The sequence below is a fragment of the Oceaniglobus sp. K40-3 genome (assembly GCF_055808395.1).
Map to the genome: position 1 here is coordinate 90,384 of NZ_CM147868.1, position 14,586 is coordinate 104,969.

Annotated in this window: 11 protein-coding genes and 2 pseudogenes; all 13 read left to right on the forward strand. The window is 60.4% G+C overall.

What is annotated here, in order from left to right:
- The first annotated feature begins 8 nt into the window (after window positions 1-8).
- Window positions 9-950 (forward strand): annotated as a pseudogene (locus AC0L7P_RS00515) (phage tail tube protein).
- Entirely contained in the window at window positions 950-1,312 is a 363-nt protein-coding gene (locus tag AC0L7P_RS00520) for a hypothetical protein (RefSeq protein WP_473434027.1), read from the forward strand. The pseudogene AC0L7P_RS00515 and the gene AC0L7P_RS00520 overlap by 1 nt, the downstream one beginning before the upstream one ends.
- Window positions 1,313-1,382: 70 nt before the next feature.
- Window positions 1,383-1,613, forward strand: coding sequence for a DUF7697 family protein (locus AC0L7P_RS00525; RefSeq protein WP_473434028.1), 231 nt, complete (start codon window positions 1,383-1,385; stop codon window positions 1,611-1,613).
- Window positions 1,606-4,008, forward strand: coding sequence for a phage tail tape measure C-terminal domain-containing protein (locus AC0L7P_RS00530; protein WP_473434029.1), 2,403 nt, complete (start codon window positions 1,606-1,608; stop codon window positions 4,006-4,008). Before AC0L7P_RS00525 ends, AC0L7P_RS00530 begins: the two co-directional genes overlap by 8 nt.
- A pseudogene (locus tag AC0L7P_RS00535) lies at window positions 4,009-4,632 on the forward strand (phage distal tail protein, Rcc01695 family); the annotation flags it as partial. It abuts the gene before it with no gap.
- A gap of 1,173 nt (window positions 4,633-5,805) precedes the next feature.
- On the forward strand, window positions 5,806-6,837 hold the full coding sequence (locus AC0L7P_RS00540) for a right-handed parallel beta-helix repeat-containing protein (RefSeq protein WP_473435510.1): 1,032 nt from the start codon (window positions 5,806-5,808) through the stop codon (window positions 6,835-6,837).
- 277 nt (window positions 6,838-7,114) lie between these two features.
- Window positions 7,115-7,438, forward strand: a complete 324-nt coding sequence (locus tag AC0L7P_RS00545) for a DMT family transporter (protein WP_473434030.1) — start codon at window positions 7,115-7,117, stop codon at window positions 7,436-7,438.
- Window positions 7,439-7,771: 333 nt separating this feature from the next.
- Window positions 7,772-8,242 (forward strand): hypothetical protein, encoded by a 471-nt coding sequence (locus AC0L7P_RS00550; protein ID WP_473434031.1) that lies wholly within the window; start codon window positions 7,772-7,774, stop codon window positions 8,240-8,242.
- Between the two features lie 69 nt (window positions 8,243-8,311).
- Window positions 8,312-9,007: a TIGR02594 family protein gene (locus AC0L7P_RS00555; RefSeq protein WP_473434032.1), complete on the forward strand. Its 696-nt coding sequence runs from the start codon at window positions 8,312-8,314 to the stop codon at window positions 9,005-9,007.
- Between the two features lie 248 nt (window positions 9,008-9,255).
- Window positions 9,256-10,092, forward strand: a complete 837-nt coding sequence (locus tag AC0L7P_RS00560) for a DUF2163 domain-containing protein (RefSeq protein ID WP_473434033.1) — start codon at window positions 9,256-9,258, stop codon at window positions 10,090-10,092.
- 43 nt (window positions 10,093-10,135) lie between these two features.
- Window positions 10,136-10,576 carry an NlpC/P60 family protein gene (locus tag AC0L7P_RS00565; RefSeq protein WP_473434034.1) on the forward strand — a complete coding sequence of 147 codons (441 nt, stop codon included), beginning with the start codon at window positions 10,136-10,138 and terminating at the stop codon, window positions 10,574-10,576.
- 3 nt (window positions 10,577-10,579) lie between these two features.
- Window positions 10,580-11,503 (forward strand): hypothetical protein, encoded by a 924-nt coding sequence (locus AC0L7P_RS00570; RefSeq protein ID WP_473434035.1) that lies wholly within the window; start codon window positions 10,580-10,582, stop codon window positions 11,501-11,503.
- Window positions 11,427-14,585 carry a baseplate multidomain protein megatron gene (locus AC0L7P_RS00575; RefSeq protein WP_473434036.1) on the forward strand — a complete coding sequence of 1,053 codons (3,159 nt, stop codon included), beginning with the start codon at window positions 11,427-11,429 and terminating at the stop codon, window positions 14,583-14,585. The genes AC0L7P_RS00570 and AC0L7P_RS00575 overlap by 77 nt, the downstream gene beginning before the upstream one ends.
- The last annotated feature ends 1 nt before the right edge of the window (window position 14,586 follow it).

Sequence of the window (14,586 nt, forward strand, 5' to 3'; positions counted from 1 at the left end):
CTTAGAATATGGCACGCGCTCAAGGTGCGCGGGCGCAAATGGCGCTCGCCTTTGAATCTGTCTATGGCACCGCGCCGATCACCGGATTCACGCAAATTCCCTTTGCCAGCTCAACCCTCAGTGCAGAGCAGCCTTTGCTCTCATCCGAGCTTTTGGGCTATGGCCGCGATCCGCTGGCGCCCGTCAAGGATGCCTTCAACGCGGATGGCGATGTGGTCATTCCTATCGACCTTCGCGCGTTGGGCTTTTGGTTGAAAGGCGCGTTCGGTCAGGCAACCGTGGCGGGTGTGGCGGCGCCCTATGTCCACACGTTCACATCGGGGGGTGGGTTTTGCCGTCTCTGTCGATTGAGGTCGGCATGCCTGAAATCCCGCGTTTCGCCATGTATACCGGGGTCGTGGTTGATCAGCTGTCCTGGCAAATGCAGCGCTCTGGTCTGCTGACCATGACGGCCGGTTTGGTGGCGCAGGGCGAAAATATCGAGATCACCTCGCAGGCTGGCACGTTGGATCAGGTCGCGCTGTCGCGGTTCGGTCATTTCAATGGGTCGATCAAGCGGGACGGGGTTGAGCTGGGCAACGTGATTTCGTCCTCCATCACCTACAATAACAACCTTGACCGGATCGAGGTCATTCGCGGCGATGGCATGATCGACGGCGCCGATCCGTCGGCTCGCGGCGCTGTCTGGCAGCATGGAGGTTCGCTTCGCTGACAACACCCTCCTGGATCAGGCTGTCGGTGGAGAGCCTTGCGAGTTGCAATTTGTCTACACCATGGGCGCAGGCGAAACCCTCACCTTCACGGTTCATGCCGTCTATGTGCCTCGTCCTCGGATCGAGGTGAACGGGCCGCAGGGCGTTCAGGCGACCTTTGATTGGCAGGCGGCGAAAGATGCCAGCGAGGGCGTCATGTGTACCGTCGACCTTTCAAATGATGTGGAGATTTACTGATGCTTAAACTCAATCTGTCGAAAGAGCCGCGCTGGCTTGAACTTGTCACGGGCGTTCGCATCAAGGTGCGGTCGCTGACCACCGCGCTGATGGTTCAGGCGCGCGCCGATCCGGCGGTTGCTGATCTGCCGGAGGATGTTTCCAACGAGGATCGCGGGATCGCCTTTGCCCAGGCGCTGGGCCGGGCCGCGATTGTCGAATGGGAGGGGGTTGGCGACGAGGCCGGTGAAACCCTGCCGGTGTCGCCGGACTCCATCGATGCCTTGATGGATCTGTGGCCAGTTTTTGAGGCGTTTCAGGAAAGGTACGTTTCCGATGCGCTGATCCTGGAACAGGAAAAAACGACTGATCGCCCTTGCTGACTGGCATTTCAGCGGGGGCGATAATTATTGCGCGGCCTGCGTGGGGCCGTGCCCTGATTGCCCGGCCAGGGTGAATGCGCCGCTCACCATCCAGGGCATTCAGGTCTGGGATCTGGTCGGGCGGATTGGGGGCCAGTTGCGCGCCACGCAAACCACCATTCTGGGTTGGGATATGGGCGCGGCGCTGGCCATGGCCGCAGCGCTTGGCGTCGATGCATTGGTGGTTATGGAAATGCTGCCGGAAATCGAGACCGTGATGGTTCGCAAGGTGAACGAGCAGATTGGGAATCGGAATGACTGAAAAGCGGGTATTCGTTCGGCTGGCCTCGCGAGGGGGTAAAGCTGTTGAGGCGGATCTGAAGGGGATCGGCGCCAGCGGCGAAAAGGGTTTCAAGCGGGTTTCGAAATCGGCGGATTTGGCAAACGCGCGGCTTGCTGCTTTTGGGCGGCGCGCGGCAACCGTGGCAAAAGCGACGGCTTTGGCGGCGGTCGCGGCGGGTGGCGCCATGATCCGCAATGGTCTGCAGGTCATTGATGCCCAGGCCAAGCTGGCCCAGTCTTTGAACACCACGGTCGAGAGCATTCAGGTTCTGGACCGGGCTGCCGATCTGAGCGGATCGAGCTTTGCTGCTATCGAGGGCGGCGCGGCGCGTCTGACGCGGCGCCTGTCTTTGTTCGCTGAAAATGGCGGCGGGCCAGCTGCCAAGGCGATTGCGCGGCTCAATCTCAACGCAAAAGAGCTGTTGGATATGCCGCTTGATAAGCGGATCGATGTGGTTTCCCAGGCGATCCGCAACAACGCCTCGGCGTCCGAGCAGGCTGCACTGTTCAGCCAGTTGTTCGGGGATCGGGCTTTCATCGCGATGCAGCGGCTGGACAGCGCAACGCTGAAAGCCGCGACCGCCGATGTGCGCGATTTTGGCGTTGCGGTTTCCGAGGCGGATGCCGAACAGATTGAGGTGACGAACGATGCGCTGTCGCGCCTTGGTCTGATCTGGCGTGGTCTGTCCAACCAGCTTGCAGTCGCGGCTGCACCGGCACTTCAGGCAGTGGCCGACGCGATGGCCGTAATGGCGCGCACCACCGGGCCGGTTGGCCGTGCGATCACCACCCTTTTTGAAAACCTCGGACGGGTCGCTTCCACGGCTGCTGCCTTTGTCGCGTTCTTGGCGGGCAAATGGGTGGCGGGCATGGCATTGGCGGTTCTGAGCACCGCGCGCCTTTCGGGAGCGTTGGTGGTTTTGCGCGGTGCATTGTTGCGCACCGGCCTCGGCGTTCTGGTGGTTGGCGCGGGCGAGCTGATTTACCGATTTGGCAAATTGGTGAAATCGGCCGGTGGTTTTGGTGCTGCCATGAAGCTGTTGAAAGACGCCGGAGCCGAGGCTTGGGACCGGATTTCTCTGAAAGCCGGGGCAGCCATGGCGCGCATCGAGGCGTCGTGGGCGTCGATGCAGGCGTCCATCTATGATGGCTTGCAGGGCTCGGCAGAGGCGGTTGTGCGCTGGTCCAACACCACAATCGGTGCGTTTGTCGGTGCCTATGATGCGGTAAAGGCGGTTTGGGGGAATTTGCCCACCGCGATTGGCGATTTCGCCTATCAAGCTGCAAACGCTTTGATCGAGGGTGTTGAATCCATGATCAACGGTGTGGTGCGCCGGGTCAATTCGCTGATCACGGCCTTGAATTCGGCGTTGGATCTGCTGCCGGATTGGGCCAAGGGCGAGGATGGCCTGAAGATCGGCGCCCTTGATCCAGTCGATTTGGGCGGGATTGCAAACCCCTACGCCGGGGCCGCTGCCGAGGCGGGCGCGATCATCGGGGAGTCCATCAAGAAGGCTATGGATGCCGAATACATCGGCAAGCCGGATATGTTCGGTGGCATGGCGGATGCGGCGCGCGGCCGCTCGGACGGTTATACCGAGGCATCGCGGATATTGGAGCGCGCGGCCTCTCGGCCCATGGCGGCTTGGGAACGGTTGAAAGAGGTGATTTCAAGCGCCGATGAGGATGTCGATCTGGACAAGGTGGTCACCACCACCGACGCGGTGATCGAGGGGTTGGATGAGGCTGGCAAAACGGCGGGCGGCGCCGGGCAGAAAATCAAGCAGGCGGCAGAAGTCGCAAAGACGGGTTGGGACGCGGTTTCTCATTCGCTCGCTGAGTATGCGACGGCTGCGAAAAATACCGCGAAAAATATTGGCGGTGCATTGGTCGGCGCATTTACCAGTGCTGAAAACGCAATCGGTGAGTTCGTCAAAACCGGCAAGTTGGATTTTTCCAGCCTGGCCACCTCGATCATCGCGGATCTGGCGAAGATCGGCGCGCAGAAGTTCATCCTTGGGCCTTTGGCGGGTGCGCTTTCGGGGGCTTTGGGCGGGTTGGATGGCATGTTCGCCGATATTTTCCACAGGGGCGGTATGGTTGGCGGCCGCGCGCCTGGTCGGATGGTGCCTGCCGCTGCATTTGCACATGCGCCACGGATGCACAGCGGCGGTTGGGCCGGTCTTAAATCCGACGAGGTTCCTGCGATCCTGCAGCGCGGTGAGCGGGTTTTGTCGCGGGATGAGGTCGGGGGCTATGGCCAGGGCGTTACCGTAAATATCAACACCCGCGATGCCGAAAGTTTCCGGCAAAGCCGCACGCAGGTCGCGTCCGATATCTTGCGGGCTGTGTCTTTGGGCCGGAGAAATATGTAAGTGGCGTTTCACGAAATCCGGTTTCCGGACGATATCAGCCGTGGCGCGCGGGGCGGGCCTCGGCGCCGCACGCAGATTGTCGAGCTTTCCTCCGGTGCCGAGGAGCGCAACGCCAGTTGGGCAGATTCCCGGCGGCGGTATGATGTGGCCTATGGCATTCGGCGGGCCGATGATCTGTCGGCGGTCGTGGCATTTTTTGAGGCGCGCAACGGGCGGCTTTATGGGTTCCGGTTCAAGGATTGGGCCGATTACAAATCCTGCCTGCCGTCGCAAACGCTCGGGGCTTCGGATCAGCTTCTGGGTATCGGTGATGGCGTCGAGACCGAGTTTCAGTTGCTTAAGCTGTATTCATCGGGTGACCAATCCTGGGGCCGGGTTATTGAAAAGCCGGTGGCGGGTTCGGTCCTGGTCGCACTTGATAGCTTTGATGTTTTGTCGGAGTGGGCGGTCAATCCTGTGACCGGCCTGCTGACCTTTGAAACGGCGCCGGGCATTGGTGTCGCGGTGAGTGCCGGTTTCGAGTTCGATGTGCCGGTGCGTTTTGATTCCGATGAGCTGGATGTGACCCTGTCCATCGAGCGGCTGGGCTCGATCACCTCGATCCCGCTTGTTGAATTGCGCAAACGCTCGGCCCTGATCGTGATCCCGCCCATCATTCCGCCGGTCGAGCCGGAGGCCAAGTTCGTCTGGGCTGATGTTTTTGCCGATCATTCTCTGATCGAGGGCGGCGCGGATTGGACCGGCTGGGGCACCTCTGAAGAACAGCCTGCCGAGGTGCCTTTGGAATTCTTCATGCGCTCGGTGCTGCCTGACCTTCAGGCCGATGGCGCGCTTATCGAATTGGACAGTCCAACTGGCACCATGCATCTTCGGGGGCGGATGCAGCCTCCGGATCGCACCGTGGCGAAATACTGGACGCTGGATCTGAAAGACACAATTATCGAGCGGGGCCGTGATGGCACCTATCATGGCGCGTTTTTGTTGTGGGGAGAGTTGGTCATCGATGAGGTGGCGTCACCGCCCACGGTCGCGGTTTCAGCCTCGGCTGGCGAGTTTACTTTAACCCTGCGCGATGATGCCGACACTGTGGCGTTTTTTGCCTCGGCGATTGCGGGTTCCATTGCCCAAATCCGCACCAACGCGACCGCGCTTAATTATCACCCATGGGAAAGTCGGACCACGGTTTTCATCTCGGCTGTCAATCCTGCCACGCGAACCATCACCTTTTCGCGGCCTCTTGAAATCGCGGTTCCTGAATTCAACCCGACCGGCGATTACCCTGGCGAGGTGTCCGATCCATCCACGATCACTCTGTTGACCGGGTCCATGCTGTCGGTCGATGCCGCGAAGGGGGCCAATACGATCACGCTGGCTAGTGCGGCCGGATTTGCGGCTGGCGACTGGTGCTATCTGTCAACGTCCGAGCTGCCGACGCCTGGAGGGATGCAGTTTACCGATGGGGTCGGGCTTGAGGAGTTGGCTCTCGATGCGGGGGAGGATTTTGGCGATATTCTCTGCAACGAGGAAATCCATGAAATCATCGCCGTGTCTGGCAATACCTTGACCTTGAAAGGGACGCTGGGCAAAAACAAGCTGACCGCCTGGAATGCGGGCGCGGTCAAAGTCGAACCCATCGAGGGTGCGACCGTGCGGGGTGGTGTTTGGGTGGGCGGTGATGCCCATGCCGATGCGAAGCCTTGGGAACACCAGTATATCTGGGGCCGCTATATGGTGGGCTGCGCGATTGACGGGTTGCGGGCCGATACCGACGCTGGCCGTTCGCTGAGCCAGCGGCGCATGGGTCAGGCGATCCGTCTGGACACCGGGGATGGGAATCTGATCTCAAACGCGGATATTGGCAAGGGCGCGGGGATCGCGGCTGGCGAGGCCTATGGCATCTCGCTTCGCCGTGGTGAGCGCAACACCGTTATCCGCACCTCGGAAATCACCGAATGCCGCCATTCCATCGAGCTGTGGTCCACCTCTGGTGGCTGCATCGTCGAGGATAATGTCTGCACCGAGGATACGTCCAGCTCCATCGATACCCACGGTTCCTGGAATGTTGACGTGATCATCCGCACCAATGTGGTGTCTCGCACCGCGGGCGCGGGTTCATCGCCTGATGTGGGAGGTGGGACCGATGCCATTCGGATCGGCAATAACAAATTCTTCCTCGATGAGGACATTCAGGTGCTGGACAACACGGTCACCGGTTATCGGGGCAATGCGATCAGCATCGTGCCCGGATCGCGCCGGGTGACTGTCGATGGGTTGGTGGTGAGCGATGTGGATCGGATTTTGAACCTTGGCGCAAACTCGCGCCATCCTGATCTGTTCATCGAGGATCTGATTGTGCGCAATGTGGTTGCTGACGTGATCACGGATCGCTCGGTCGAGGTTTCTCATTCGGGGTCCAAGCTGGTTTGCAGGGGGCTGACGTTGCAAAACTGGACCATTGGCAGTTCGGGGGTCGGGTCGGTCGTGAACGGATCGCAGCGCAACATCCGGGTTCTGGATTGCGAGGATGTGGTTGTCGAGAACGTGCAGCTTTTGAATACCGAAACCCTCGATAACCAATTCGGGTTCTGGTTCGAAGATGTCACCAACCTGACGCTCGATATCGTGCAGGACGGCGGTGAGCGCGGCCTGGAATTGCGCGGTGTGACCAATGTTTCGGGGTCGGCCAAGATCACCGGGTTGACGGCCGGTACGCCATATCTGGTGCGCCAGGAAAGCGGCGGTTCGGGTTCGCTCACTGTGATCCATGATCAGGGGGCTGGCGCCCAGGTTTCGGTCGGTACGCTGGTTGTCACCTTGGAGGACGCGTGACGGACGATGTTTCCGTGTCGTGGGTTCGGGTTCAATCGCAAGTCTAGTGTTCGCTGCCTGATAAAGGATTCCCCGTTCGCATTTGGTGCACTCTCGGTTGCTCGGTCGAGGGTTTTGACGGCAATTAAGCGGACTTTGTTGTCGTTCGAGGATTCAGCATCAGCACGCGTACATTGACTGGCGGCTGATCCGCCGATAACCGTGAGGTGGCGTGGGACGACCCGCGCTTTTTACATCTATTTCGGGACGACCCGACCTTGAATTGGAGGGGTGTGTCGTGCCGTGGATCTATCTCGTCGTTGCTGGATTCCTGGAAATCGTTTGGGCGTTTTTCATGAAGAAATCTGTGGGCTTCACACTGCTGGTGCCCAGCATGATCACCATTGTAACCATGATCGCGAGTTTCTTCTTGCTCTCTATCGCGATGCGGTCGCTCCCACTCGGCACCGCATACACTGTCTGGACCGGTATAGGTGCCGTTGGCGCGTTCGTCGTGGGTGTCATCTTGCTTGGAGAAGCTGTGACGCCGATGCGTTTGATCGCGGCTTGTCTGATCGTTGCGGGCATTGTGCTGATGAAGCTGTCGAGTTCAGCTGCATAGAAATCTTGTTCTCTGACAGTATGGGCTCCCAGCCGTCATCTTATAATTTCACTTAGGGATGTTTGGCCAGTGTTCGATTCCCTGTGTCTATCGGGAATCTTGTGTCAGGCGGCGAACGCTAGGAGTGCCATATGACCAATGATGACGATGTTCGCTGGCCTGACCGGGCCATCGAATTCGGGCGGCTGCAGGCAGGTCTAGAGGATGCACTCCGGCGACTGGAGCGGACGGAAAACAAGTTAGAGAAACTGATTTGGTGGATCATGGCTTCCGGTGTTGGGGCTGCAATGGGGGCGAGTGGGTACGCCATGCGCCTGTTGCTTGGGGGTTATAATGCAGGTCGTGTCGCCATCCATTTTGCTCGCGGGGTTCTTCAGCGCCATGGTCGGGTTCAATTTGCCCGATATCCAGCGGGTAATCACGCCACCGCCCATCGTGGTCCACTCACTCTCTGTCGTGGATAAGCTCTGCTATTGGGAGGGGCGCAGTTATCGAGGCTGCGTGGTTCAGGACCGAACTGTCAAAGGGTCGAATGAATTCTTCTATGCGGCGTGGGATGCGGCGGTCGTGTTTGAGAAATCACGGCGCCCGGTTCCCGGCTGCGCTGGGCAAGGTGCCTGGCAATATATGGTTGGCCGGGCCGCGTTCGATGTGCCGTTGGCGATCTGGGTCGGCAGTGAGGCCTGCTCGTTTGAATATCTGCGCGCGCATTATGGCGACCGCGAATTCCGGCTTTTGGCCTCTTGGCATTGGGGCGCGGACCAGACCACCCATCTCAGTCAGCCGTTTTCGCTGATCGAGTGATCTTGGGCCTCATTTGAGGGGCCATTTCTTAAACACCGGGAGTTGAAACAAATGCTTAAGGCATATCAGTTGGCGCGCGCCGATATCGGCACGTTTGAGTGGGCAGAGGGTAGCAACCCGAAAATCGACAAGTATTTTGACGAGATCGGGTTCCCGACCTTGGACGATGACACGGCCTGGTGCGCGGCCTTTGTCGGCGCCATCCTGCAGCGGGCTGGTCTGCCGCACACCGGAAAATTGACCGCGCGCTCCTACCTTGATTGGGGCAAGGCCGTCGATTTGGAAAATGCCAAGCAGGGCGATGTCGTGGTGTTCTGGCGTGTGAGCAGGAACGGCTGGCAAGGGCATGTCGCGTTTTTTGTGCGGCGCGAGGGATCTCGGATTTTCGTGGTTGGTGGCAACCAACGTGATCAGGTCAGCGAGACGTCCTATGCGGCCGATACCCTTTTGGGAGTGCGCCGTATGGGCCGGGTTCGCCGGTCGCAATCCACCACACTCCAGGCGGCGGGCGGTGCAGCGGCTCGCGGGTGCGGGCGGTCTTGTTTCGGTGATCGGATCGCTCACGCCGCTTGCGCAGTTGATGCTGGTTGGTTCGGTGATTTTGGGCGGCGTGGCGCTGCTTTGGATCGTGCGCGAGCGGTTGAAAAAATGGGCGGAGGGGGACCGGTGATGATCGGCCGCCTGAAGGCATTTGTGGTGGCAGCCGCGTTGGCGGCTGCCACTTTTTTGTGGCGTATTGGCGCGGCCGGATTGCGGGTCGCCTGAAATCGAAAGGCGAGGCTGATGGGCAGGTTTTGGATGCGTTGGAATCGGGGCGTGATGCGGTTCGGGATGGTCGCGGCCGCGATCCTGCTGACCGGCTGCGCGACAACGATGGGCGGTGGTGATGCGGGGTGCCACGGCTATTCGGAAGCGCGTCTGTCTATACCGCCTGCACAAACGGTCGCGTCGGTTCCGGCGCCTTGGGCGCAGTGGGTTGCGTCGATGGATGATCGCATGACTGGTACCTGCCGATGAAGGCGCTGTCGCTTGAATTTGAGGCGCATCTTCTGGCCGGGACCACGACCTTGTCCTGGTGTTGGCGGCTGACGCGCGCCGATGGTGTGGTTTTTGGGTTTACCGACCATGATCGGGGGCTTTCCTTTGATGGCACGCTCTTTGATCCCGAGACGGGTTTGACCGCCTCCGAGGTCCGGTCTGGCACGGATCTGTCAGTGGATCTGCAGGATGCCGAGGGGGTTCTGCGCTCAGAACGCATTTCCGAGACCGATATCCTGGACGGGCTTTGGGACAATGCAGATGTCGAGGTTTGGCGGGTAAACTGGGCCGATACCTCTCAGCGTGTTCTGTTGCGGCGCGGGTCCATCGGGGAGATCCGGCGCGGGCGGATGGCATTCGTGGCCGAGGTTCGCTCAATGGCGCACGCCTTGGGGCAAGTCGTCGGGCGCACATTTCAATCGGGTTGCGATGCCGACTTTGGCGATGCGCGCTGCGGTATCAATGCCGACCTTCCGATCTATAGGGGATTCGGTGGTGTGATATCTCTGTCGGGGGATCGAGGTTTTGTAGCGTCGGGTCTGGGGGCGTTTGAGGATGGCTGGTTTTCGCTCGGCACCATCCAATGGACCGCCGGGGCCAATGCCGGGCGGTTGGCCGAGGTGGTCAGCCATAGCTTGTCGGGTGGTGGTGTTTTCATCGGCCTGCGCGCGGCACCGGTTCGCCCTGTCGCGGATGGCGATGCGTTCGTGATCCGCGCCGGTTGCAACAAACGCATGGCAACCTGTTCTGGCAAATTTTCGAATGTGGCGAATTTCAGGGGTTCCCGCACATCCCAGGTCAGGACAGCCTGATCCGCTATGCCACCAAAAGCGGCGGGCATGATGGGGGCGTGTTGTGAGGGCTGCCGATCCTGATCTGGTCATCGCTGCGACGCGGGGATGGCTGGGAACGCCCTATCATGACCAGGCCAGTTTGCGGGGCATCGGGACGGATTGCCTTGGTCTGGCGCGCGGTGTCTGGCGTGAGGTTGTGGGGGATGAGCCGTTTCCCATCCCGCCCTACAGCCGCGATTGGGGTGAAATGGGCCAGCGCGAAATCATCGCTGAAAGCGCGCGGGGCGTGATGCCAGAGATCAAGCCGTCGGACGCCGGGCCGGGCGCGATGTTGGTGTTTCGCATGATGCCACGCGCCATTTCCAAGCACATCGGCATCCTGTCGGGCGCGGGTCGCTTCATCCACGCTTACGAGCGGATCGGCGTGATCGAGGAGCCTCTTAATCCATCCTGGCGGCGGCGTATCGCCTTTGCCTTCCTCTTTCCAAATCCGAAGGGCTGAACAATGGCAACGCTTGTTCTTGGTGCTGTCGGCTCTGCTTTGGGCGCCAGTATCGGTGGTGGTATTCTGGGGATCAGTGCGGTCACCATTGGCGGGTTCGTTGGCTCGGCCATCGGGTCCGGGATCGACGCCTGGGTTGTCGCATCCCTGCAGCCCAATCAGCGGATCGAGGGGCCGCGCCTTGAGACCCTGCGCATCACCTCGTCAACCGAGGGGGCGGTTGTGCCGCGCCTGTTCGGCCGGATGCGGTTTGGCGGCATGCTGATCTGGGGCACGGATTTTCGGGAAGAGACCGAGACCACCACCCAAGGCGGCAAGGGCGGCGGTGGCAAGGTCAACTCCACTGAATATCTGTATTACGCCAGTTTTGCGGTCGCGCTGTGCGAGGGTGAAATCACCGGTCTTGGTCGCATTTGGGCAGATGGCAAATTGCTCGACACCTCTGGCATTACGCTGCGCTGGTATTCCGGATCTGAAACCCAGACCGCCGATCCTTTCATCGCATCGAAAATGGGCGCCGACGCCACGCCTGCCTATCGCGGCATCGCTTATGTGGTCTTTGAGGAGATGGCGCTGAAGGATCACGGCAACCGGATTCCGCAGTTTTCGTTTGAGGTATTCCGCACGCTGGCGGTTGCAAGCGGTGCTGAAACCTTGGTGCGCAGCGTATCGCTCGCGCCGGGTGTTGGTGAGTTCGCCTATTCCACCACAGCGATCTCGCAGCGGAATTCCGGCTGCCGGTGCGGTTTTTGGTCGGCCGGGTGTTCCTGCTATTGGCGAGCGTTCACCGATCCAGCCGGATTCCGAAGTCACGGAAAACCTGCACGTCAGTATCGAGCGGCCGGATTTCATGATCGCGCTGGACAACCTTGCGGCGTCACTGCCCAACGTCGAGGCGGTCAATCTGGTTGTGTCGTGGTTTGGTGATGATCTTCGGGCCGGTGAGTGCCAGATTCGCCCTGCGGTCGAAACGGCAGCGCGGCTTGCCATGCCTGTGGCCTGGTCGGTGAATGGGGTTGAACGGGCCGATGCGCCGGTTGTCAGTCAGGATGACGACGGGATGCCGGTCTTTGGCGGCACGCCTGCAGATTTTGCGGTGATTGAGGCGATCAAAGAGCTGAAGGCGCGCGGGTTGCGGGTCGGATTCTATCCGTCGCTTGTCATGGATATTCCGGCCGACAACAGCCTGCCCAATCCCTATTCCGATTCAGCGGGCGGATCTGGTCAGGGTGCGTTCCCTTGCCGGTCGCGGATCACGTGTTCACCAGCGGCAGGCTTTGCCGGGTCAGCGGATAAAACCGGCACAGCAGCGGCCCAGGTTTCTAACTTTTTCGGCATGGCTGATCCGTCTGATTTTTCGGTGACCGGCGAAGAGGTGAGTTGGACTGGCGCGGCGGGTGAATGGGGGTATCGCCGGATGATCCTCCACTATGCGCATCTTTGCGCGGCGGCGGGGGGTGTCGATACCTTCTTGATCGGGTCGCAGTTGGCGGGCCTGACCACGGTTCGGGGTTGGCTGTCGTCTTATCCGGCGGTGAGTGAGCTTGTGGATTTGGTCGCGGAGGTGCGCGGCATTCTGGGCGCCGAAGTTGATATCAGCTATTCGGCGGATTGGTCGGAATACGCTGGGCATCGGCCGGATGATCTGAGCGGTGATGTGTTCTTCCATCTCGATCCGCTATGGTCGGACGCGGCTGTCGATTTTGTTGGTGTTGAGAATTTCATGCCGGTGTCGGATTGGCGCGATGGCGTCGATCACCTGGACGCGCAGGCGGGTTGGTCCAGCATTTATGATCGGGCCTATCTGAAATCGAATCTGGCCGGTGGCGAGGGTTTTGATTGGCGCTATGCCTCGCCTTCGGATCGGACGGCGCAGATCCGCACGGCCATCACTGATCCTGGGGGCAAACCGTGGGTGTACCGGGATAAGGATATTCAGTCTTGGTGGGGTAATTCGCATTTCAACCGGTCCGGCGGTACTGAAAGCGGCACGCCGACCGGCTGGATCGCGGGGTCCAAAACTATTCGGTTCACGGCGCTGGGCTGTCCCGCCATTGACCGGGGCACCAACCAGCCGGGCGCGGTAGTCGATCCTAAATCCTCAGATAGTGCCACACCTCATTTCTCGCGCGGCTGGCGGGATGATACGATGCAGCGCACCTATCTTGAGGCATCCTTGCAGTTTTGGGGTGATGACGCCAAAAACCCGGCGGGCATGGTCGACCTTGCGAATAGTTCGGTCTGGGCCTGGGATGCGCGGCCCTATCCCCATTTCCCTGATCTGCCTGGTGAATGGCCCGATAGTGCCAATTGGCAGACCGGGCATTGGATCACCGGGCGGCTGGGGTCTTGCGCGCTTCCTGCGCTGATCGCCGAGCTTTGCACGCGCGCCGGGCTTGATGAGAGCCTGGTTGATGTCAGCGGGCTGACCGGCTCGGTTGAGGGGATGGTGATTGGCGCATTGGAATCTCCGCGCGGCTCGATCACTGGTTTGGCGCGGCATTTCGGCTTTGATGCCATCGAGAGCGAGGGCGTGATCCGGTTTGTCATGCGTAATCGCGCGGTTTCGGTGCAGTTGGATCATGGCGATCTGGTTGCAGCGGGTGATGGGGATCTGTTGGAGCTGACGCGCGCCCAGGAAACCGAGCTTTCGCAGGCGCTGAAATGGCAGGTGGTCCGGTCGGATGGTGATTATGATCCGGCCCAGGTTGAGGCGCGGCGCATTGGCACCGGGTCGCACCGGGTAAATCTGGAATCCTTTCCGTTCGCAGTGTCCCTTGAAGAAGCCGAGCGGCGGTGTCAGCGCGCCCTTTCCGAAGAGTGGGTTGGGCGTGAACGGCTTGCTTTCCGCTTGCCACCATCTCGGTTGGCGCTCGATCCGGCGGATGTGGTCGAGTTGCTGCATGATGGCCGTGGCATGACGCTGCATCTTGGGCCAATCGCGGATACGGATTCGCGGTCGGTTCAGGCCGTTCAGCGGGACCAACAGATTTATGATGCGCCTGCAGGGGCGGTTCGCGGCGCGGTGCCGACGCGGCCTGTGGTGTTTGGCTCGCCTATCGCGGTTCTCATGGATCTGCCGCAGCTTTATGATGTGCAGCCTGCCCACATGCCGTTCGTTGGCGCGCATTTGTCACCTTGGCCCGGTTCGATTGCGGTTTTCCGCAGCCCAACCGATGTGGGGTTTGAACCCGTCACCGAGTTTGGCAATCGTGCGCAAATGGGCGCGGTGGCAGCGGAATTCGCGCCGGGTGTCACCTCGCGGTTTGATCATGCGAATGCGCTGATCGTGGATATGTATTCGGGTGCCCTGCAAAGCGTCACCGATCTTGCGCTGTTTGGTGGTGCAAATATGCTCGCCATTGAAACTGCGCCGGGCGTTTGGGAAATCCTGCAAGGCGGCGCGGTCGAGCTGATCGGTGCGCGCCGGTATCGGGTCACGCGGTTGTTGCGCGGCCAGCGCGGCACCGAGGGCGCGATGGGCGATCCGACGCCGGTTGGTGCGCGGGTCGTAGTTTTGGATGATCGGGTGTTTGCCTTGCCCATCGCCGAGGCTGATCTGGGCATCCCGTACAATTGGCGGATCGGGCCTGCGAGCCGACCGGCCAATGACGACAGTTTCATCGGCGGTGCGTTCACGGCGCAAGGCGCTGGGCTTCGACCATTTTCGGTGTGCCATGTGCGTCAACCCTATCTCCATCCGCGTGCTGGTGATGATCTGGCGATCCGGTGGGTGCGGCGGTCACGCTCGTTGGCGGCGGATAATTGGGCCGGGTTGGAGGTGCCTCTGGTCGAGGCTGGCGAAGCCTATGAGGTGGATATCCTCGATGGCGCATCGGTGGTGCGTACCTTGGCGTCATTCACCACCAACGTGGTTTACCCGGCAGCGGCGCAGATTGCTGATTTCGGCGCTGTTCTGGTGGCCGGTGATACCCTTTGGATCCGCATCTTTCAGCTATCCGACCTGGTGGGGCGCGGCGCTGCAAAATCTGTAATTCTGACCATTTGAG

Coding starts and splice junctions, on each gene's coding strand:
- AC0L7P_RS00530 (WP_473434029.1), top strand. CDS start 1,606: ATGACTGAAAAGCGGGTATTCGTTCGGCTGGCCTCGCGAGGGGGTAAA.
- AC0L7P_RS00540 (WP_473435510.1), top strand. CDS start 5,806: ATGGGTCAGGCGATCCGTCTGGACACCGGGGATGGGAATCTGATCTCA.
- AC0L7P_RS00560 (WP_473434033.1), top strand. CDS start 9,256: ATGAAGGCGCTGTCGCTTGAATTTGAGGCGCATCTTCTGGCCGGGACC.
- AC0L7P_RS00520 (WP_473434027.1), top strand. CDS start 950: ATGCTTAAACTCAATCTGTCGAAAGAGCCGCGCTGGCTTGAACTTGTC.
- AC0L7P_RS00575 (WP_473434036.1), top strand. CDS start 11,427: ATGATCGCGCTGGACAACCTTGCGGCGTCACTGCCCAACGTCGAGGCG.
- AC0L7P_RS00570 (WP_473434035.1), top strand. CDS start 10,580: ATGGCAACGCTTGTTCTTGGTGCTGTCGGCTCTGCTTTGGGCGCCAGT.
- AC0L7P_RS00550 (WP_473434031.1), top strand. CDS start 7,772: ATGCAGGTCGTGTCGCCATCCATTTTGCTCGCGGGGTTCTTCAGCGCC.